Source organism: Pseudomonas sp. HLS-6 (assembly GCF_002753995.1).
Classification (GTDB): Bacteria; Pseudomonadota; Gammaproteobacteria; order Pseudomonadales; family Pseudomonadaceae; genus Aquipseudomonas; species Aquipseudomonas defluvii.
The window spans coordinates 1,311,318-1,330,793 of the sequence record NZ_CP024478.1; the positions used below are offsets into that span (position 1 = coordinate 1,311,318).

27 protein-coding genes are annotated in these 19,476 nt (G+C 59.3%); 23 read left to right on the forward strand and 4 right to left on the reverse strand.

Going from position 1 to position 19,476, the window contains the following annotated elements; genetic code table 11:
• Positions 1 to 50: 50 nt before the first annotated feature.
• The 4 genes from CS390_RS05925 to CS390_RS05945 form a co-directional block, all read right to left on the reverse strand.
• Positions 51 to 290 (reverse strand): pyocin activator PrtN family protein, encoded by a 240-nt coding sequence (locus tag CS390_RS05925; RefSeq protein ID WP_099773755.1) that lies wholly within the window; start codon positions 288 to 290, stop codon positions 51 to 53.
• Positions 287 to 796, reverse strand: a complete 510-nt coding sequence (locus tag CS390_RS05930) for a hypothetical protein (protein WP_099773756.1) — start codon at positions 794 to 796, stop codon at positions 287 to 289. The genes CS390_RS05925 and CS390_RS05930 overlap by 4 nt, the downstream gene beginning before the upstream one ends.
• A 247-nt stretch (positions 797 to 1,043) precedes the next feature.
• Positions 1,044 to 1,883, reverse strand: coding sequence for an HIRAN domain-containing protein (locus tag CS390_RS05940; RefSeq protein ID WP_099773758.1), 840 nt, complete (start codon positions 1,881 to 1,883; stop codon positions 1,044 to 1,046).
• Between the two features lie 14 nt (positions 1,884 to 1,897).
• Positions 1,898 to 2,578 (reverse strand): LexA family transcriptional regulator, encoded by a 681-nt coding sequence (locus CS390_RS05945; RefSeq protein WP_099773759.1) that lies wholly within the window; start codon positions 2,576 to 2,578, stop codon positions 1,898 to 1,900.
• Positions 2,579 to 2,682: 104 nt separating this feature from the next.
• Between CS390_RS05945 and CS390_RS05950 the strand changes: the two genes are divergently transcribed.
• The 23 genes from CS390_RS05950 to CS390_RS06050 all read left to right on the forward strand — a co-directional run bounded on the left by CS390_RS05950 (position 2,683) and on the right by CS390_RS06050 (position 19,350).
• On the forward strand, positions 2,683 to 2,904 hold the full coding sequence (locus tag CS390_RS05950; protein ID WP_099773760.1) for a helix-turn-helix transcriptional regulator: 222 nt from the start codon (positions 2,683 to 2,685) through the stop codon (positions 2,902 to 2,904).
• A gap of 229 nt (positions 2,905 to 3,133) precedes the next feature.
• Positions 3,134 to 3,622: a phage regulatory CII family protein gene (locus tag CS390_RS05955; protein ID WP_099773761.1), complete on the forward strand. Its 489-nt coding sequence runs from the start codon at positions 3,134 to 3,136 to the stop codon at positions 3,620 to 3,622.
• A complete protein-coding gene (locus CS390_RS05960; protein ID WP_099773762.1) occupies positions 3,615 to 3,818 on the forward strand; it encodes a TraR/DksA C4-type zinc finger protein in 204 nt (67 codons plus the stop codon). The genes CS390_RS05955 and CS390_RS05960 overlap by 8 nt, the downstream gene beginning before the upstream one ends.
• Positions 3,815 to 6,586 (forward strand): DUF5906 domain-containing protein, encoded by a 2,772-nt coding sequence (locus CS390_RS05965; RefSeq protein ID WP_099773763.1) that lies wholly within the window; start codon positions 3,815 to 3,817, stop codon positions 6,584 to 6,586. Before CS390_RS05960 ends, CS390_RS05965 begins: the two co-directional genes overlap by 4 nt.
• Positions 6,583 to 6,918, forward strand: a complete 336-nt coding sequence (locus tag CS390_RS25245; RefSeq protein ID WP_256587573.1) for a hypothetical protein — start codon at positions 6,583 to 6,585, stop codon at positions 6,916 to 6,918. Before CS390_RS05965 ends, CS390_RS25245 begins: the two co-directional genes overlap by 4 nt.
• Entirely contained in the window at positions 6,915 to 7,391 is a 477-nt protein-coding gene (locus tag CS390_RS05970; protein ID WP_256587574.1) for a hypothetical protein, read from the forward strand. The genes CS390_RS25245 and CS390_RS05970 overlap by 4 nt, the downstream gene beginning before the upstream one ends.
• A 189-nt stretch (positions 7,392 to 7,580) precedes the next feature.
• Entirely contained in the window at positions 7,581 to 7,913 is a 333-nt protein-coding gene (locus CS390_RS05975; protein ID WP_099773764.1) for a phage holin family protein, read from the forward strand.
• Entirely contained in the window at positions 7,910 to 8,278 is a 369-nt protein-coding gene (locus tag CS390_RS05980; RefSeq protein ID WP_099773765.1) for an HNH endonuclease, read from the forward strand. The genes CS390_RS05975 and CS390_RS05980 overlap by 4 nt, the downstream gene beginning before the upstream one ends.
• 164 nt (positions 8,279 to 8,442) lie before the next feature.
• Positions 8,443 to 8,976 carry a phage terminase small subunit P27 family gene (locus CS390_RS05985; RefSeq protein WP_099773766.1) on the forward strand — a complete coding sequence of 178 codons (534 nt, stop codon included), beginning with the start codon at positions 8,443 to 8,445 and terminating at the stop codon, positions 8,974 to 8,976.
• The gene (locus CS390_RS05990; protein WP_099773767.1) at positions 8,939 to 10,771 is read left to right on the forward strand and encodes a terminase large subunit; all 1,833 of its coding nucleotides are present in this window, start codon (positions 8,939 to 8,941) and stop codon (positions 10,769 to 10,771) included. The genes CS390_RS05985 and CS390_RS05990 overlap by 38 nt, the downstream gene beginning before the upstream one ends.
• Positions 10,768 to 10,944: a hypothetical protein gene (locus CS390_RS25060; RefSeq protein WP_177442391.1), complete on the forward strand. Its 177-nt coding sequence runs from the start codon at positions 10,768 to 10,770 to the stop codon at positions 10,942 to 10,944. Before CS390_RS05990 ends, CS390_RS25060 begins: the two co-directional genes overlap by 4 nt.
• A gap of 2 nt (positions 10,945 to 10,946) precedes the next feature.
• Entirely contained in the window at positions 10,947 to 12,215 is a 1,269-nt protein-coding gene (locus tag CS390_RS05995) for a phage portal protein (protein ID WP_099773768.1), read from the forward strand.
• Entirely contained in the window at positions 12,212 to 13,159 is a 948-nt protein-coding gene (locus tag CS390_RS06000) for a S49 family peptidase (RefSeq protein WP_218195294.1), read from the forward strand. The genes CS390_RS05995 and CS390_RS06000 overlap by 4 nt, the downstream gene beginning before the upstream one ends.
• 67 nt (positions 13,160 to 13,226) lie before the next feature.
• Complete coding sequence (locus CS390_RS06005) at positions 13,227 to 14,549, forward strand: phage major capsid protein (protein WP_099773769.1); 1,323 nt, start codon at positions 13,227 to 13,229, stop codon at positions 14,547 to 14,549.
• 47 nt (positions 14,550 to 14,596) lie between these two features.
• The gene (locus tag CS390_RS06010) at positions 14,597 to 14,866 is read left to right on the forward strand and encodes a hypothetical protein (protein WP_099773770.1); all 270 of its coding nucleotides are present in this window, start codon (positions 14,597 to 14,599) and stop codon (positions 14,864 to 14,866) included.
• 2 nt (positions 14,867 to 14,868) lie between these two features.
• A complete protein-coding gene (locus CS390_RS06015) occupies positions 14,869 to 15,420 on the forward strand; it encodes a hypothetical protein (RefSeq protein WP_099773771.1) in 552 nt (183 codons plus the stop codon).
• Positions 15,421 to 15,422: 2 nt separating this feature from the next.
• A complete protein-coding gene (locus CS390_RS06020; RefSeq protein WP_099773772.1) occupies positions 15,423 to 15,806 on the forward strand; it encodes a head-tail adaptor protein in 384 nt (127 codons plus the stop codon).
• The gene (locus CS390_RS06025) at positions 15,784 to 16,308 is read left to right on the forward strand and encodes a hypothetical protein (protein WP_099773773.1); all 525 of its coding nucleotides are present in this window, start codon (positions 15,784 to 15,786) and stop codon (positions 16,306 to 16,308) included. Before CS390_RS06020 ends, CS390_RS06025 begins: the two co-directional genes overlap by 23 nt.
• 72 nt (positions 16,309 to 16,380) lie before the next feature.
• A complete protein-coding gene (locus CS390_RS06030; RefSeq protein WP_256587575.1) occupies positions 16,381 to 16,965 on the forward strand; it encodes a hypothetical protein in 585 nt (194 codons plus the stop codon).
• Positions 16,962 to 17,135 carry a DUF2635 domain-containing protein gene (locus CS390_RS06035; protein ID WP_099773775.1) on the forward strand — a complete coding sequence of 58 codons (174 nt, stop codon included), beginning with the start codon at positions 16,962 to 16,964 and terminating at the stop codon, positions 17,133 to 17,135. The genes CS390_RS06030 and CS390_RS06035 overlap by 4 nt, the downstream gene beginning before the upstream one ends.
• Positions 17,132 to 18,631 carry a phage tail sheath subtilisin-like domain-containing protein gene (locus CS390_RS06040; RefSeq protein ID WP_099773776.1) on the forward strand — a complete coding sequence of 500 codons (1,500 nt, stop codon included), beginning with the start codon at positions 17,132 to 17,134 and terminating at the stop codon, positions 18,629 to 18,631. Before CS390_RS06035 ends, CS390_RS06040 begins: the two co-directional genes overlap by 4 nt.
• Before the next feature lie 57 nt (positions 18,632 to 18,688).
• Complete coding sequence (locus tag CS390_RS06045; RefSeq protein ID WP_099773777.1) at positions 18,689 to 19,036, forward strand: phage tail tube protein; 348 nt, start codon at positions 18,689 to 18,691, stop codon at positions 19,034 to 19,036.
• Positions 19,036 to 19,350 (forward strand): phage tail assembly protein, encoded by a 315-nt coding sequence (locus CS390_RS06050; RefSeq protein ID WP_099773778.1) that lies wholly within the window; start codon positions 19,036 to 19,038, stop codon positions 19,348 to 19,350. Before CS390_RS06045 ends, CS390_RS06050 begins: the two co-directional genes overlap by 1 nt.
• Positions 19,351 to 19,476: the final 126 nt, after the last annotated feature.

Sequence of the window (19,476 nt, forward strand, 5' to 3'; positions counted from 1 at the left end):
GAGAGGTTGGCGGCGGGTTGTTGTTGCCCCTGTTGGCCGGGGTCGCCTTGTTACGCTGCGTTTTCGGCTTGCTCGTCCAGATAGGCAGCAAGGTCGTGCAGGTAGACCACGGGCTTTGCCCGGTTGGAACCGTGCAGCTTGGTCAGCTTGAGTCCAATGCGGCCTTTCCTGATTTCTTTTCGCAAATGCTCGTCTGTGCGAATGTGTGGAAAGTAGTGCTCTCGGACTGCGGTGAGAGTTGGGCAAGGGGTCGCCCATTGCCGACGAAGTTGTGCAAGCGTTTCGCTCATAGATGCTCCCCGTGCCCCTCTGGGTGGGGCCGCAGCTTCAGGCGAACCAGTTCGGCCAGCGATTCTTTGGTTTTCCCTTGTGCTGCTGCGCAGATTTGTCCCTCTACGTCAGTGACCACTGCGCCAAGTGGAAACTCGGTTGATGTGGTAGGTGTGACGTAGGCAACCTGGCCCTCATGAATCACCTGCGCCACGCTGTCGAATGCTTCCATCAAGGCAATGGCTTGATCGGTTGGCCGTGCGGACTCAATGCGTCCGTTGGCGACGTCTTGAATGAAGTCCCGCAGGTGCAGGTGGTTGGCCCGGTCGCGGCGTTTGAGGGTCAGCGATCCGGTTAGGTCGCCGAGAGCGATTTTGATATGGGTTGACTCGTCGCAGAGCTCAACGTCGATATCCGCGTTGATGGACGTTTCGGGACGGTAGAGCGGGCAGGTTGCGCTGCCGCCTACTTGGAGGATGTGATGCAGCAGTTCTTGTTTGGCGAACGGAACGGAGTACTGGCTCATGCTACGGCGCCTCCGAACGGGTTCGACAAGGCGCTAGCAGGTACGGCCTGTGCGTGGCCTTTCGGATTGGTGATGACCAGCAGTCCGGTACGGCGTTGGATTGCGTCAACCGCGGAACGGCTGCTGCAGATCGATGGATGCAAATAGATTTTGCAGTGTGTGTGCTGTGCGTGTGGCATGTCTCGTTCTCTGTGGTGAGAGGAAGGCGAGACAAATAAAACGCATTGTTGTTTTTATGTCAACACGTTTAGTTGTTTGCGATGATGACCATCAAAACGAAAAGTGTGATTACTATGCCTGCAACGATGCGCCAGCCTGGCTTTCCGGGCTGCCCTGCAGGTGTTTTGGCCGCTTCAGTTGGAAGGATTTGTAATTTGGCGCGTGGGTCGTATAGGCGTGCAACGACAACGGGCACAGGCCCTGAGCTGTACTCGAGAACTTTCTTTACGCTCGCGGTTTGTGATGCGCCTTGATCTAGTATTGGTGCAAGGTCTCTTGCGTAATCTTCGGGGACGTGGCCAATGCATTCCCCACTTTCTGTCATAACAGCAATTGCAAAGCGGCTGTGGCGGTTATCTCTTTCCCGCTTGAGCGTTACGATGGACCCAGCTCTAATCTCGATATCAATGATTTCGTCTCGGCCATTATGCCGGGTACCGGCTACCATGAAGTCGGCAGTGGCAAGCGGGCGATTTAGCTTCTTGAGTTCGCGAGCTTCTTGTTTGGAGCTTTCCTCAGCTTCACGCCTCAATTGCTGAGCTTGAATCTCAGCTTGTCTGCGAACCGATACCGCAAGCTTACGCTCTGATAGCGGTAGCACAGCCTCGATAGACTTAGCGATTTCTTGCCGTTCGTCTTCGGTGACGATTTGGTCTTCAAGCGCACGGGATAGAACTTCTGACAGGAATTGAGCTGCTGGAAGGTCCGTGTGGCTATTTTGTGCAAGCCATTTATGGATCGCTTGAATCTCTTCGTTGGCGATCCTGCCGTCTGCCGTAATTGACTGACAGATGTTCAGCAGCTCAAGGCCGGCCTCTGTCTCAAGTTGTTTCTTTGTGAGGGAGGTTCTTCGTTTTGGGGCTTCCATGCTTTGCTCCGCTTCTAGAGGGCGCCGCCATGCCAGACTATCCTGCCTATGATCTGCAGGTTATCGATGTCTGTTTCGCTAATCGGCTGATCGGGGAAGTTGCGTTTGTCGTCGTTGTCGCTACGGATAATCCAGCCACCTGTAACGCCCTGAATTAGGCGCTTGATGATCAGCTCACCGCCGTGGCGGCGTATAAGGTAGATGCGCCCGTCGCGTGGCTCAATTTGACTTTGATCCAGCAGCACTACATCGCCATCACTGATCGTCGGCTCCATGCTGTGGCCTTGGGCATATATGACGTGCAGATTTTTCTCTCTAAGCGCCATTCTGCTCAGCCAGGCGCGCTTGAAGACAAGCCCCCCTTTGACTTCGACATGATCGTTGAGTCGGCCATTGCCGGCAGCGCCGAGGGCACTGTATTGGGGAATCAGCGCGTAATCTTCTTTGGAGGGACTGCTGGCGTCGCATTCCAGAGAGTTTTGACGGTCTTCGCTGCCCTCAATCAGTTCCATCAGTGAGACGCCCAGCGCATTAGCAAGCATTCGCAGGTCAGTGATATTCGGTTCGCGAAGATCTCTTTCGTAATTGCCTATGCGTGCTTGTCCCTTCTCCCAGCCGCACTTATCAGCCAGGGCGCCTTGGGATAGTTGATTCTGTCGCCGTAAGCGGGCGATGCGCTGTCCGAGAGATTCCATTCTCAAAAATTATCACGCTCCGTTTACATCAGCTCAAACTAAACGTGTTGTGAAAACAACGAAACGTTGTTATTTTGTTGGTGCTTGGTCATTTGGAGTTTCTCATGAACCGCATATCGCAGCTTCGCGCCGAGGGGGGAGTCTCACAGGTTGCCCTGGCTGAAGCGCTCGGCTGGTCGCAGGGGCGTCTCAGTAACTATGAATCAGGCCGACGAGTTCCTGGGCTGGCGGATAGCAGGGCTATCGTGACAGCGCTCAACTCGTTGGGAGTGATATGCAGCTTGGATGATGTATTCCCGCCTGATGGAGGCGCAGCTGCAGCATAAGGAATGCCGGGCTGGGGAGCTCTCACCACAAGAATTACCCCCAGCCCAGCGATGACGGCGCATAGCGCCGCCACAACCCGCCATCTGGATCCTCTCACCACAAGATACGTCCAGATGGCTCGAACGACGAACAGTGCCGCACAGCACGTTTAGCAAGGCCATCGGTCGTGGTCGTAGGATAGGTCTTGCCTGCTCCTATGGCTACACCGTAAACGGGGGTTTTACGGTTATGAGTCGCACAGATCTGCTGCCGGGCGCTGGTCCGGTCCTTTCTTTACGCCAAGCGCTTTATCGCGCCGGGCGTGACTATTCGGGCGGTATCACTCGCCTTGCCTTTGAAATGGTGCTCGACAACGACGCCTTGCAGAAGAAGCTGAAGCTTGATGAAGAGCGTCGCTGGCTAACTCCAGACGAGTTGGAGGAGGTCATTCGGCTGACGGCTGATCCGCGTTTGTTGGATGCCCTGGTACGTCCTGCGGGCGCGGTTTGGTACAAGCCGACGCCGGTGCCTGCAACCCATGAGGCGCTAAAGGCTGTAGGCAAGCTGTTGAATGAGGCGAGCGAGTTCGTCACCAAAATGCACGACGGTGTAGCCGACAAGAAGTGGGAGCAGCATGAAGTTCTCGATCTTGAAAAGCACGGTATGGACGTTATCCGTGAGGTGCTGGGCATCATGGCCGGCGCCCGGCAAGCGATGGAGGACCGCAACGATGGCTGATCAGATCGATATGGCCAACGAGCAGGCCGAGTATCACCTGCAGGTTGCCCTACAGCGTCGTGCGCATCAGGTATTCAAGCCTAGCGCCGAGTTTTGCGTTGATTGCGATGACGCCATTCCGCTACAACGGCAACAAGCGGTTGTGGGTTGCCAGACCTGCATTAGTTGCCAAGATCTGCGGGAGCGGCGCGGATGATTGAGCGCAACGGAGTGCCGATTGCCGCATGGGCGCGGCGTTACATTGAGACGTTTGGCCTCGCCTTGGTGCCGATTGAGCCAGGAGAGAAGGGGCCGAAGGGCTTGGGCTGGAATAAGCCCGGCGGTTACTTCATTGAGGCTGATGCCGCTGACGACTTCTGGCAGAAAAACCCATCGCATAACCTCGGCGTGGTTCTTGGCCCGAGTCGGATCTGTTCATTGGACGTCGACGATCTTGAATGGACCCGGTTCGTGCTGCGCGAGAAGCTTGGCATGGATCTGGACGCGTTATCCGAAGCTCATCCTACTGTGGTGGGCAATCCAGCGCGCTGCCGTATTCTATTTCGTGTGCCTGATGGCGTAGAGCTGAGCCGACATTCATTGGTCTGGCCCAACCAGAACGACCCCGACGGTTCGATCTTCAAGGCGTTGATGGGGCAGGCCAATGCCGCGAAAGAGGCGGGCGACCTTGATCGGGAAGGCGCTATGCGGATGGCTGCTGAGCCGTTTAAGAAAATTACGGTGTTGGAGCTGCGTGGGGGGCTTGTGCAAGACGTTTTGCCGCCGTCCATTCACCCCGATACCGGCATGCCGTATACCTGGCGCAACCCGCCCAAAGTTGATGGTCTACCGGATCTGCCGCCTGAGCTACTGGCAATCTGGCAGGGATGGGATGAGTTCAAGCGCGGTGCGGAGGCGATTTGCCCGTGGCAGCCCAAGTCGGCACCATTGGCGAAGCCTGTCCAAATAGCGCCTCGTCGGCCTGCGACTCAAAACTCTCGAGATTTGCCCGAGGTGATCCCAGAGTTCAATCGCTGTCATGACCTCGCCACACTGATTGAGGCGCACGGATACAAGCGGATCGGCAACAAGTGGCTGTGCCCCCAGAGCAGTAGTGGTCTGCCAGGGGTGACAATCACAGATGACAAGCTCTATTCCCATCACAGTTCCGACCCGCTGAACAACGGACATCAGAATGATGCGTTCGATGTGTTCTGCATTCTGGAGCATGGTGGGGATGTCCGGGCTGCCACGAGAGAGGCAGCCCGCATGCTCAGGATCGATGCGAAGTCTCGCCCTCCGTCGCCGCCACCGCTGGGCGAGCTTCCCCGCGCCCCCTCAATGGAGGGCGAGTCGCGACAACTAGAGCCAGCTGCGCCAGATGAGCAAACCGTGGATCTTCCCCATACCCCATCGGAAGGTAGCGCGCCTAGTGAGGTCAGCTCCTCCGACACCGGGGGTGCGGGGGGCGGCGAAGGCATCGATATCGGTGGCGTTTTCCGGCGTTTCGCCCTAATCGAAGGCACCACGCACGTGTGGGATCTCGATAAGGCCAAGACCATGAAAAAGTCTGGGTTTGAAGCATTGGTCGGCAAAGCTTTGGCGAAAGAATGGATGGAGCTCGCCGACAAGAAGCTGACCTCGGCGGAGCAAGTGCAGGAGATCGAGCAGGCCCGGCGCATGTCGTCCAAGAAAGGCGGTGCCCTACAGTTGTCGCCCATCGAGCGCTACGTCTATATCGACGGCACCAAGGACGTATGGGACCGAGAGAAGAAGCGGCGCATTGCTGAGGGCGCCGTCAAGATGGCCCTTGGTGATGCCTACGCACTTTGGCTCAATAGCCCCAGCAGGCGAGTGGTAGATGTTGATCACATCGTGTTCGACCCGACCATGACCAAGGATCCGAGTCTGTACATCAATACGTTTGAAGGCTTGCCTCTTGAACCGGTGCGTGATGATGCTGCCTGCGAGAACCTGCGCTGGTTGATTTCCTTCCTGTGCAACCATGATGAAAAAGCGCTGGACTGGCTGACCAAGTGGCTGGCTTACCCCTTGCAGCACTTGGGCGCCAAGATGGATACCGCTGTACTGATGCACTCGATCATGGAGGGCTCGGGCAAGAGCCTGTTGTTCGCCGATGTGTTCGGTGCTCTTTACGGGCAGTACGCGGCCACGGTGGGGCAGACTCAGTTGGAGGGTAGTTTCAATGCTTGGCAGAGCCGCAAGCTTTGGGCCGTATTTGAAGAGGTTGTAAGCCGCGATCAGCGCTACAACCAAGTCGGCAAGATCAAGCACATGATCACCGGGAAGACGGTTCGGATGGAGTCGAAGTTCATCAACGGGTGGGAGGAATCCAACCACATGAACGCCGTGTTCCTGAGCAACGAGATCCTGCCCTGGCCGATCAGCGACAGTGACCGCCGGATGCTGGTGATGTGGCCCACGGAGACGCTACCCGTCGAGCGGCAGAAAGCAATCGGGTACGAACTGGCGAATGGCGGCGTGGCAGCGCTTTATGGGTGGTTGTTGGGTATCGATATCGGGGACTTCGACCAGCGCACTCGACCGCCCAAGACAGAGGCGCGGGAGCGTCTCGTTGCACTGAGTCGGGCCGCGTGGCAGACCTTCTTGCACCTCTGGCGCTGTGGCGACCTTGGGTCTGGCTTATGGGGTTGTTGCCAGTCTTCGGACTTGTACGCGCTGTTTCTGGAATGGTGCCACCGTAATAAGGAGCACGCTATGAGCCAGACGAAGTTCTCTTTGTTCATCAGCTCGGTAGTGGAGAAGACCCGCCCGATACCCTGGACAGACGGGAACACGCGGCGGTTTGCGGCGTTTTTCTTCCCCGATGATCCCGAGGCTTCCCTGCCCCCATCATTGAAAGCGGCCGAACTGGGCGAGGCGGTCGTTAAGTGGCGCGCCAAGGCAAGACTGGCTGGGTGGAATGTCGACGGCTGGGACCATGTTAAGGGGCTGGCAGCATGATCATGACTGCGTGTGTGGCGGGTGTGTTGGGTTTGTGTTGGGTGGATTTTCTATGGTCAACACAGGCCAAGTCCGCATTTTATGCGGGTTGCCGGGGTGGTGTTGTGGGTGTGTTGGGTTTGTCGTCGCGCACGCGCATGCGCGTTCTTTTTGAGCGCAATAAACAGGTGAAAAAGAATCCCCATGCGATCCAAGAAAAACCCAACAAACCCAACACAGTAAACACACTGGCTCTAAAGATATTGAATTTATTGGGTTTTATGTGTGTTGGGTTTGTGTTGGGTATCGCTGTTTTGTGTTGGGTGCGTGATTTTCGGGGGATTCAGGGATGATTGATGACATCGAGAGCCTTATGCGGCATTGGGGTGAGCAGCAAGCCCGGTTCGGCCATGAGGCCAGCTTGGGCAGCCAGATGGGCACCATCATGGAGTGGAAGGGCAGTGCGCCTCGTGGCACGCCTGGTACCCGGCTTCCCGCCGGGGCAGGTGCAGGGATGGATTACGCTGCTGCTGAGGTTGATGCGGCCATTGCGGAGCTGGAGCGCCGCAATGATCGGGGCCAAGCGCTGGCGAAGCTGGCCCGGTTCAGATACCACTACGGTGTGCCGGTGCGCGAGCAGATGCGTGAGGTTGGCCTGGCTGAAGGGGCTGATCGTACTTACCGCAATTGGGTGCAGGCGCTGCATCTGCAGGTAATGACAATCCTGATGGCGCGCATGGGCGCCGTTCATGGCTATACCGTTCGTCGGGGCAAAGTGTGTCAAAGCGGTGCCAAAGTGGTGTCAAAGTCGGGTCGAAGCGGATAACCGAAAACTGCCTCTTTTCGGTTTTTCCGGTCGGGGGTAAAACGTTGCCACGATATGCAAATTGCGCTTAGGCGCTCCCCAAAGCACTGTGCTGTGCAAGCCCGCTCCGAGTCGTCGGCGCATTGAGAACCCTGCCATCTGGCGGGGTTTTCTTTTTCCGGCGCCGTGCATTCGACCTATGAGGCTCTCATGACCAATGAGCAACAAGCGTTAATCGAAATGCCGCTGTGGCTGGTAATCGTTCTGTCCTTGGTGGGCGGCGTGTCCGGCGAGATGTGGAGGGCGGATAAGGCAGGCGCTCGTGGTTGGGGGTTGGCGCGGCGCATTGTGCTGCGTTCAGGTGCCTGCATCGTGTGCGGGTTGTCGACCAACATGCTGCTTTACTCCATGGGCGTTTCGGTCTGGGCGTCGGCTGCGTTCGGTTGCCTCACCGCGATGGCGGGTGCAGACGTTGCGATTGGCTTGTACGAGCGGTGGGCGGCAAAGCGCCTGGGTGTCTGTGATGTGCCCGACCAGCAATGAGTAAGCTCAATGACCGTCGCGGCAGCAGTGCATCCCGTGGTTATGGCCACCGCTGGCGGCAATCTCGGGATGCGTTCCTGGCGCTGAGTCCGTTCTGCTCGATGTGCTCTACCGGTCACCGCCCTGTTGCGGCGTCGGTGGTTGACCACAAGATCCCGCCCCGTCTGAAAGACGCCAAGGAATCGGGCGACCCTGAGCGGATCAAGGCTGCGTGGAAGTTGTTCTGGGATCAGGGCAACTGGCAGGCGCTGTGCAAGCTCTGCCATGACTCGGCCAAGCAACGGCTTGAACGAAGTGGGCGTGTAGCGGGCTGCACGGCAACAGGCATTCCGCTCGACCCGAATCACCACTGGCACCGGCGCTGATCGCTGCGCGCAGGCCAGTGGGCGCCCCGGCCCAGCCGGGCAGGCTGGCAGGGGTAGGGGGGGTAAAAGACATTTTCCCCCTTTGTTCCTTGACCGCATGCCCCCCTCTGCGTGCAAAACCGGGAAAAATGAGGGAGGGGGGGTATCAGAATTGGAGGTTTCCCATGGCTGGAAACGGTAACTCCGGGCGGCCTAGTCTGCCCGCGTCGGTGCATCTGCTCAGCGGCAACCGCAGTAAGCGTTCGCCGGCTGATCTGTTGAACGAAATCAAAGATCCGGCAGTGCCGGCTGCTGTGCCGCCTATGCCTGATTTCCTTGACGGTGACGCAGCAGCCGAGTGGACCCGGATCACTGAGGCGCTGCTGGCACTGGGTTGGGTGTCGCGTCTCGACCAGATGGCGCTCGCCACATACTGCCAGGCTTATGGCGACTGGTTGCGCTTCCAGCGCTTGATCGCTGAGCGCAACGCTCAGTCGGTAGATGGCCTGGGCGGCGAAGTTCAGACCTTCAAGACCGGCGCGCAGCAGACCCACGTACTGCGGCAGTTGGCCAACGACGCCGAGAAGCGTGCCAACGCCGCCGGCGCTCAGTTCGGGTTGTCTCCTTTGGCGCGCCGGAATATGAGAGCCGCACCGGCGGCACAAGGAGATTTGTTCCCCAATGAAGGACGAGACGCTGCCGCAAAGTATTTCAACTGACTGCCGGGTAAAGCGCTTCGCTGACTGTGTGCTGGCTGGCTCGATCATCGCTGGCCCAGACGTTCGCAACGCTGCACGGCGTCATTTGCTGGATCTGGAAAAAGGACATGAGCGCGGGCTGATCTGGAATGCTGAAGCGGCGCTGCGCGCCATCGGCTTTTTTGAGGACGTGCTGTGTCTGAACGGCGGTGACTTCGAGGGTCTGCCATTCCGCCTTGCCCCTTGGCAGGCATTCATTATCGGTAGCCTGTTCGGCTGGTACACCGATGATGGCTATCGTCGGTTTCGCCAGGCGTATATCGAGACAGCCAAGGGCTCGGGCAAGTCGCCCCTGGTCGGTGGGATCGGGCTGTATGGGCTGGTCGCTGACGGTGAGCAACGGGCTGAGATCTACGCTGCCGCAACGAAAAAAGACCAGGCGCAGATCCTGTTCCGCGATGCGGTCAGCATGGTGAACATGGCGCCACACCTCTCGGCGCGCCTGGTGCAATCGGGTCGCGATGAGAAGGTCTGGAACCTGTTCTATCCCGGCACCCATAGTTTTTTCCGCCCGATCAGCTCCGACGAAGGCCAGTCCGGCCCTCGGCCTCACATCGCGCTGATCGATGAACTGCATGAGCACAAGACGGCCAGCGCGGTGAACATGATGCGGGCCGGTACCAAGTTCCGGCGCCGCGCCTTGATTGTGATGATTACTAACAGCGGCTCCGACAAGGGCTCGGTGTGCGGTCAGTATCACGACCTGGGCGTGCGAATCTGCGAGGGCAAAGAGGACAACGATGCGTTCTTTGCTTTCATCTGTTCGCTGGATAAGGGTGATGACCCGTTCAAGGACGAGTCATGCTGGCCGAAGGTGAACCCCTCGCTGGACTTCATTCTGGAGGGCCAGACCGACGGCATCCCAGGCCGCAAATACTTGCGGGAGCAGGTGGCCGAAGCGAAGGGACTCCCAGCGAAAGAGGCCGTTGTCAGGCGTTTGAACTTCTGCGAGTGGACCCAGGCTACATCGCCTTGGCTGTCCTGGGAGATCTGGCGCGGTGCTGCTGAACGGGTGCCGATGCGCGTCTTGCGCAACCGACCATGCGTTGGTGGGCTGGACCTTTCCAGTACCACGGACCTGACCGCATTCGTGCTGATGTTCAGCCCGATGCCGCACGATCCGCACTGGCGCTCGCTGTCGTACTTCTGGATCCCCGACGACGATCTTTCTGGCCGGGAGAAGCGCGACCGCGTGCCGTATCTGCAATGGATCAAGGAGCGCCATCTGGAGACCACACCAGGGAGGGCTATCAGCAAGCTGCATGTGCTGCGGCGCCTGCAAACTATCTGCGATTACTTCGACGTGCGGCGGATCGCTTACGACCGGTGGCGGATCGAGGACTTGCTGTCATTGATGAACGACAACGGTATCACGTTGCCCGAGCTCAAGCCGTTCGGCCAAGGCTTCAAGGATATGGGGCCGGCCGTCGATGAGTTCGAGCGGCGCCTGTTGGGTCGCAAAGCAGAGCCGTCGGCGGTGATTGAGCTGGACCTGGAGGACTATGAGGTTGTGTCTGAAGTCGACTCATCCACTGAGGTAGTCGAGACCCTCCTGCACGATGACAACCCGGTGATGACTTGGAACGCGGGCAACGCGGTGATCGTGTTCGATCCGGCCAACAACCGGAAGGTCGACAAATCCAAAGCCACAGGCCGCATCGACGGCATCGTTGCTGCCGTGATGGCGGTTGGCATCAGCAGTGATATTTCCGAAGCATCAGGCACGTCGGTTTACGACGAAGGGGTAGGTATATGAGGTTGCAAATTTTGTCTTGGCTGGCGGGCCTGCTGGGGTTTGCACTGCTGGTTGGGGGCATCTGGATGCTGTACCAGCCAGCTGCATTTATCGTCGCCGGAGTCGGGCTGTTGGCCTGGGCAAGGCTGGCTGATCAGGCAGCGGCGCGCCAGGTGGCTGGGGGAGGGGGCTGAGCATGTTCTTTTCAGGCTTGCGCGCCTCGGGCGCGGGCACACTGACAAACCCGGAAAGCAGTTTCTGGCGTGGCTTGATCGGTCGAGGTCGAAGCTCTGCAGGTGTGACGGTAACCCCGGATACTGCGCTGGCCCTGCCGATCCTGCAGAACTGCTTGACCTTGCTGGCTGAGACGGTGGCCCAGTTACCGCTGGAGCTTTACCAGCGTAAGGAGAAAGGGCAGCGGGAATCGGCTATCAACCATCCTCTGTACGACGTGCTGCGCTATCAGCCGAACCCTTTCCAGACTCCGTGCGAGTATCTGGAGCGGCATCAGGGGGCGGCCAGCCTACGGGGCAACGCCTACAGCTTCATCGACCGGCGTGAGGACGGCAACGTCACCGCGCTGTGGTCGCTCAAGAACGATCAGGTGCAGGTGCTCAAGGGCGCTGACCTGTTGCCGTATTACCGGATCGGCAGTGGCGAGGCGCTGCCGATGCGTATGGTTCACCACGTCCGTTGGTTCGGAACCAATCCCTACATCGGCATGTCGCCCATCGAGTTGCACGCTGACGCGATTGGCTTGGCCCAGGCTGTTCGCCAATACACGGGCAAGAGTTTCGCCAACGGCGTGGCGGTGTCCGGCGTGATCGAGCGGCCCCGCGAGGCTCCCGCGATCAAGGATCAGGGAATCATCGACAAGATCGTTGACCAGTGGGGCCAGAAGTTCGGTGGCATGGACAATGCCAAGAAGGTCGCCCTGCTGCAGGAAGGGATGACCTTCAAGCCAGTGTCGATGACCAACGTCGACGCCGAGATCGTCGGCATCATGAAGCTGACCGGGCTGGACATTGCGCGGATCTACAAGATCCCGCTGCCCATGGTGAACGACCTGGATAAGTCCAATTACAACACCCTTGAGCAACTGATGATTCAGTTCGTGGTGTTCGCCCTGTTGCCGTGGGTGAAGCGTCATGAACAGGCAATGATGCGCGATTTCCTACTGCCGAAGGATCGGCGGGATTACTTCATCGAGTTCAACTTGTCCGGCCTGCTGCGCGGCGACCAGAAAAGCCGCTATGAGGCCTACGCCATTGGTCGACAGTGGGGCTGGTTGAGTGTCAACGACATTCGGCGCCTGGAGAACATGCCACCGGTGCAAGGCGGCGAGATCTACCTGCAGCCCCTAAACATGGTCGACGCTGGTAAACAGCCCGACCTGAGCAACCCCACCGTGCGTGCCCAGTTGGAAATGCAGCATGCCGAGATCGGGAGGATTCTTGCCCAATGAGTAAATCTTACCTGCGGGCGTCCAGCCTGCTATTCAATCAACCCCTGTTGGTTACGCCCGATATGCTCGACCTGGGTGTGCGCTGGGCCAACCAGACCATGAGCCTGAACATCGTCAATCTCGGTACCGGCGCAGCGCAGCTGTGGAAGGATGACGATCCCATCGACCGTGTGGCATTCGCAGACGAACAACGGCGTAATGCCATTGCCCAGAGTGGCATTGAGGTCATCCCGGTCAGCGGTGTGTTGGTCAGCCGTGGAAGTCACCTCAATGCCTGCGAGACGATGACCAGCTATGAAACGCTGCGCTCCCAGCTGCAGCGTGCTGTGGGTGATCCGATGGTCGAGCACATCGTGCTGGATATCGACAGCCCCGGTGGCTCGGCCGTAGGTGCCTTCGAACTGGCCGACGATATTCGGGCGATGACCGCGCAAAAGCCGATCACCGGCCTGGTCAACTTCATGGCCTACAGCGGCGGCTACCTGATCGGATCGGCCTGCAGTGAGCTGGTGGTCAGTCGCACCAGTGGGGTCGGCTCCATTGGTGTTATTGCCAGCCACATGGACCGCTCGAAGATGGAAGAGGGGATGGGCGTCAAGGTGACCACAGTGTTTGCTGGGGCGCACAAGAACGACCTGTCGCCGCATGAGCCTATCACGCAGCAGTCACTGGCCTTTCTCGACGAGCTGGTGCAGGAGAGCTACCAGATGTTTGTGAATGCTGTCGCCGAGTATCGCGGCTTGCCGGTCGCCAAGGTGATCGCCACCGAGGCCGCGCTGTATCGCGGTCAGAATGCAATCAATGCAGGGTTGGCTGACCGCATGCAGAACCCTCAGCACACCGTTGATGAATTGTCGCGTGCTGTTGCGCAGAACCGCGCAACGCGCCAATCAAGCCGCATCAGCGTGCGTGCAGCAGCGTTGGCGATGCAATCGCTCGCTTGACCCTATCAACCGTAACAACTGAATCCAGACCCGCTTAGTGCGGGTTTTTTTATGCCCAGGAGGCAGCATGTCCCTTGTACTTCAAATGCGTAACGAACGCGCCGGTCTGGTTGCCCAGGTGCAGGCGCTGGCCCAGATCGAGGCGGGTGGTGGGAGCTTGAGCGCCGAGCAGTTGCAGCAGTTCACCAGCCTGGAATCGCAGATCAACGATCTGACCGCCAAGATCAGTCGTGCAGAGTCGGCTGAGCGGATGGCGGCTGCGAGCGCGGTGCCGGTCAGCGAGTCGGCCCAAGGCGCTACCAGCCCACCTCAAGGCAGCATTTCCGGCCCGTTCAGCGAAAAGGCCAAGCCCGGCACTGGTATGGCGCAGATGGCGCGCCTGCTGGCTGCTGCGCAGGGCAACCAGCAGACTGCTGCTCAGATGGCCAAAGACGGCGGTTTCCCTGCTGATGTTCACATGGCTCTGAGCGCCGTTACTCCAGGAGCTGGCGGAGTTCTGGTGCCGCAGAACTTCGCGACGGACATCATTGAGTCGCTTCGGCCTGTGTCCATTGTTCGCAAGATGGGGGTGACCAGCTTGCCGCTGAACAACGGCAACCTGACCCAACCACGTATCACCGGCAACACTGTGGTGACTTACATCGGTAGCGATACCGATATCCCGATCACCGGCATGACGTTCGCTGACACCAAGCTGTCGGCGAAGAAAGCAGCGGCCATCGTGCCGATCTCCAACGATCTGCTGGCCATGAGCGGGGTTAACCCTCGCGTCGATGGGCTGGTGCTGAACGATCTGACTGTCAGCATGGGGCTGTCGGAGGATCTGCACTTCATCCGTGCTGACGGTTCCGGTTCGTTGCCCAAGGGTATGCGTCATTGGGCGCTGCCGTTCAACATCCTGCCTGCGCCCGTGGTGGATGGCTTGACCCTGGAGAAGATCGATCTGTTCCTGGGCGGGATGATGCTGCGCCTGGAAACGGCGAACGTGATGATGAAGTCGTGCGGCTGGTTGATGGCGCCGCGTGTGTTGCGTTGGTTGCAGTCGTTGCGAGACGGCAACGGCAACAAGGCCTACCCGGAGATCGATGCTGGCATGCTCAAGGGCTACCCAGTCGGCCTGAGCAACCAGATCCCAGTGAACCTGGGTGCTGACGGCAACGAAACCGAGATCTACTTCGTCAACTTCGCTGACTGCATGATCGGTGAAGACATGGACCTGACCCTCAGCTTCAGCAACGAGGCTTCCTACAAGGACGCCCAAGGCGAACTGGTCAGCGCCTTCCAGCGTGACCAGACCTTGCTTCGTGTGATCGCGAAGCACGACTTCGGCCCGCGCCATGTCGAGAGCATCGTGGTCGCGGTCGCTGTGAAGTGGGGCGCTGGCATGTAATCCCTGGCCCCGGATGAGCCGGGGCCGCTCAACTGGATGGAGTGTTTATGGCAAAGGCAATTGTTATGTTCACCGGCGCCTGGCGTGGCTACGGCAAGGGCGAGGTAGCGGGTTTCGAGGAAGATGTAGCGCAGTCGCTGATCGATGGCGGCCGTGCTGAGTTGTACGAAGGCAAGAAAGCTGGCAAGTCCGGTAGCGGTAAGGGCAAGCCGGCCCCGGCTGCGAAAGTGCCAGCGCAGTCCGGCCCATCGACGGAGCCACCACCGAATGAAGATCCGGACACAACTGATCCGGAAGACGACGAAGACAAGCCCTGATCATGGCGCGCCGCATTGCCTACACGGGGGCGCCCGTGCTGACGTTGGAGCAGGTCGCGTATCAGTGTCAGGCTGAACCGGAAGATCTTCAGCCCGAGCTGATCAACCTGATCATCATCCCCGGAGTGACGAGCCAAGGCGAATCGAAGACGGGAGCGGCAATCCGTGAAGCGATCTACGAGGAGGACTGGCCGGCGGCGTATCCGTCGGGGCATTCGCTGGATGTTGGCCAGGTGGTTGCCGTCGAGTCCGTGGTAGTGCTGGGAGACGCCGGGCAGGTAAGTCCGTTTACCGGCGAGGTGGAACTTAGCCAAGGAGGGAGGGAGAGCTACCTGCACTTTCCAAGAGGCCGACCCGATGGCCGACTGCGAATCCGTTACCGGGCTGGTGTGGACTTGGAGGCCTACCCCGGTGTGTTGAGTTGGTTGCTGATGGCGGCGGAAACGGTATTCACCCACCGGGGGCTTTTGGTCGTCGGGCAATCCCTGGCTGAAGTCCCGTCGAGCTTCGTTGACCACCTGTTGTCGGATATCACCGTGCCGCCGAGGTTCTAGCCATGGCGATCAGAGAGCCTTCCTCGGGCGAGCTTCGCGCTCGCATGGCTGTTCGAGTTCGTGTCGACAAACCAGCAGGTGCCGGCCTGGCGCCTGAGTTCACCCACGTTTGCAACCGCTGGGTAAAGGTTGAGCCGCTGGGAACGGCGACCTATGCCAATGCTCAACAAACCGGCAACAAGATCACTCACCGCCTTTGCTGCCGCCACATTCCGGGCTTGGACTCGGCGCATGAACTCGTTTGGCATGATCGGGTGTTTCGCGTCCGCCGGCCAACCGATCTGGCAGGGCGCATGGTGTGGTCGGTGATCGAAGTTGAGGAGCTGGGGCCAGATGGTCCGCCTACCAGCGAAGGGGGAAGCGATGAGCAATTCGGTTTCCGTTGACGGCTACCTGCATATCGAAGGCTTTGAAAAGTTCGACTTTGAAGCCTTCAACAAGCGCAAGGTTCGGGCAGGCATGCGTAAGGTTGGTGCCTTGGTTACTGGCCGTGCGCAGATGAACCTGGCGCTTGGCGGTGGGCAGGCAGGCTACCCGGAGAATCGAACCGGCGCGACGGTCGACTCGATCAGCTACAAGGTGTCGCGCTCTGGCTTTCTGGTCCGTATTGCGCCGACCAAGACCGAAAGCATGGAAGAGTTCTATCCCGCGTATCTGCACTATGGGGTGCGGCTTGGGGCCAGGCCTCGGGCGTTAGCCCCGGGCAAGGGGCGTGGAAAGAGTAATCGCCGTGCCAGTGGCCAGCGGCAGGCGTTGGTGGCTGCCCGGCAGGGAAACGGGTGGCGTATCACGCCGCGAGACAACTACATGACCGATGCCTTGGCGGACACCAAGGCGGACGTCCAGCGCATCCTGCGGCAGACCTTTGCCGATGCGCTGTTGAACTGACGCCACAGGCGCCGCTCAGGCCCCGTAATGGGGCTTTTTTGTGCCCGCGAGGAAAGCATGCGAATCACCCCAGTGATCGAGCAACTGAAACAGCGCTGCCCGTCTTTTGAAAACCGGGTGGCGGGTGGTCTGGATTGGGACCCGGTAAAGGGCAGTGCGCTGATGAAGCTGCCTGCAGCGTATGTGATCCCCACCGGCGACGGGGCCGATGAGCCGGATCAGCAGAACGTCATTGTTCAGCAGGTCAGGGACGCCATTGATGTGTGCGTCGTGCTGAAGAACTACGACGAGCGCGGGCAGCAGGTTGCCGACCAGTTGCATTTGGTTCGGGCCAGTCTCTGGCGCGCTCTGGTTGGGTTTGAGCCTGATAAGGATTACGGGCAGCTGCTGTATGACGGCGGTTCTTTGCTGCTAATCGACCGTGATCGGGTGGTTTACCGGTTCCGGTTCTTCGCTGACTTCCAGCTGGGCAACTTAACCATTGGGTCTGGTACCAGCCCGGAAACATGGCAGGAATGCACGCTGCTGGGCCTGCCTGCGCTGGAGGGGGTCGACACGTCGTTCGACTTTATCGACCCCGTGGTCGACCGGAATGTCGCCCCCGAGGGGCCTGACGGGCGTATCGAAATCAAAACCCGAGAGGACTTATCTCAATGACTCAGATTTACCTGAAGCCGGTAGCGGGGCGTGACAACCCGATGCCGGAGAAGGGCGGCGAACTGCTGCCCGAAGAGGGCGCCTATGTGCCCCGCAACGCGTACTGGGTGCGCCGCCTGAATGTGGGTGACGTGGTAGAAACCAAGCCCAAGAAAGAGGTCAAGGTATGAGCGTCGGTTTCAGCAGTATTTCGTCTGATATTCGTGTCCCGCTGTTCTACGCCGAGGTTGATAACTCGATGGCGAACAGCGGCGCCGGTGCCGGACTTCGCCGCCTGATCATTGGCCAGGTCAACGACAACGCCGATGCCGCCGAAATCGGTAGCCTGGTGCTGGTGTCGCGGACCTCTGAAGCCATTGCCATCGGCGGCGCCGGCTCGATGCTGGCCGCAATGCACCAAAAGCACCGCGCTATCGACATTGCCGGTGAGGTCTGGTGCCTGCCGTTGAAGGTCGATACCGGCGTGGCAGCGACCTGCAGCGTTACCGTAACGGGCAGCGTGACAGCGGCGGGCTTGATCAACCTCTACGTAGCTGGCCAACGTGTACGCTCTGCCGTGGTTGCCTCGGCGTCGGCTGAGGCGGTGGCCACCGGCTTGGCGACCAGCATCAACGCGGCTACTGACCTGCCTGTTACTGCTCAGGCTGCAGGCGCTGTCGTGACGCTGACGGCAAAGTTCAAGGGTGACCTCGGCAACGACATTCAAGTCGAGCTGAATCGCCTGGGCCGCGTCAATGGCGAGGTAACGCCGGCAGGCCTGGTGCTGGCAGTCACTGCCATGACTGGCGGTGTCGGTTCGCCTGACATGGCCATGGCGCTGGCAGCGCTGGGCGATGAAGAGTTTGAGTTCATCACCCAGCCCTGGACCGACAGCGCTACGCTCGATGACTGGAAAGACGTCATGGATGACAGCGCCGGTCGCTGGTCGTGGGCCAAGCAGCTCTATGGCCATGTGTACAGCGCCAAGCGCGGCACGCTCGGCCAACTGGTGGCGGCGGGACGCTTGCGCAATGACCCGCACATGACGATTCACGGCTTTGAACCTGGCGTGCCCCAGCCCGTCTGGGAGGTCGCGGCGCAGTGGGGGGCACGCACGGCGGTGTTCATCAGCGCGGATCCGGCTCGGCCCACGCAGACCGGTGTGTTGGGGGCTATTGCTCCCGCTGCTGCGAGCGACCGTTTCATGCTGTCCGAGGCGGATTCCCTGCTGAAAAGCGGCATTGCTACGGCATCGAGCAGTGGCGGCGAGTACCGCATTCAGCGCGCCGTGACGACCTACCAGCGTAACGCCTTCGGCCAGCCGGATGACTCCTATCTGGACAGCGAAACGCTGCACCAGTCGGCGCACGTTATCCGCTACCTGCGCAGTCGGATTACCAGCAAGTACGGGCGCTGCAAGCTGGCCAACGATGGCACCAACTTCGGCGCTGGCCAGGCAATCGTCACGCCGCTGGTGATCCGTGGCGAACTGATCGCGGCGTATCGTGAGCTGGAGCGCGCCGGGATCGTTGAGAACACCGAGCTGTTCAAGGCGCAGCTGATTGTCGAGCGCGACGCGAGCAACCCGAACCGCCTGAACGTGTTGTTCCCGCCGGATCTGGTCAATCAGTTGCGCGTGTTTGCGCTGCTCTATCAGTTCCGCCTGCAGTACGAAGACGCGGCGTAACCCTTCCACATCCACCCCGGCCCGCCTTGTGCGGGCTTTTTTATGGGAGATCCCTTTATGGGTCAGAAAGTCGCGGGCACCTGTTACATCAAGGTCGACGGCGAGCAGTTGACGATTACCGGCGGCGTTGAGGTGCCGTTGTCCAAGTTCAAGCGCGAGACGATTACCACGGGGGTGTTCAAGGAAGAAGACCTGACGCCCTATGTGTCGGTCGATGCGGTCAAAACCCCGGGTTTCCCTCAGGCGAAGCTGGAAAACGGCACCAACATGACGGTCACCGCCGAGTTCAAGGACGGCAGTTGTTACGTGCTGTCCGGTGCGTATGTGGTGGACGAAATGAAAATGTCTGCCGATGACGCAAAGGTTGCGATCAAGTTCGATGGTATTTCTGGAGACTGGCAATAATGAGCACTACTACCCATAAGTTGGCCGTACCGATTCAGGCTCACGGTGATCAACTGACCGAACTGACCCTGCGTCGCCCAACCCCTCAGGAAATTCGCAACATCAAAGTGTTTCCCTACGTCTTGGGCGAAGACAATCGACCAGTTGCCGAAACTGAAGCTGCATCGAAGTACATTGCTGTGTGTGCCGGCATTCCCCCCAGCTCGGTTAACCAACTGGACATTTTCGACCTGAACACACTGGTGTGGATGGTCATTGGTTTTTTCCTGAAGCCGGCGACGAAAGCCCCCGATTCCGAAGCCCCGAGCAACTGACCGAGTTGGTCTATGACCTCGCCTGGTTCTGGAAAGTGAACCCGAACGAGGTCATGAACTGGCCGTTAGACCAGTTGTTTGAGAGTGAAGAAAACGCGTGGCGAATCCAGGCGATGTTAGGGGGCG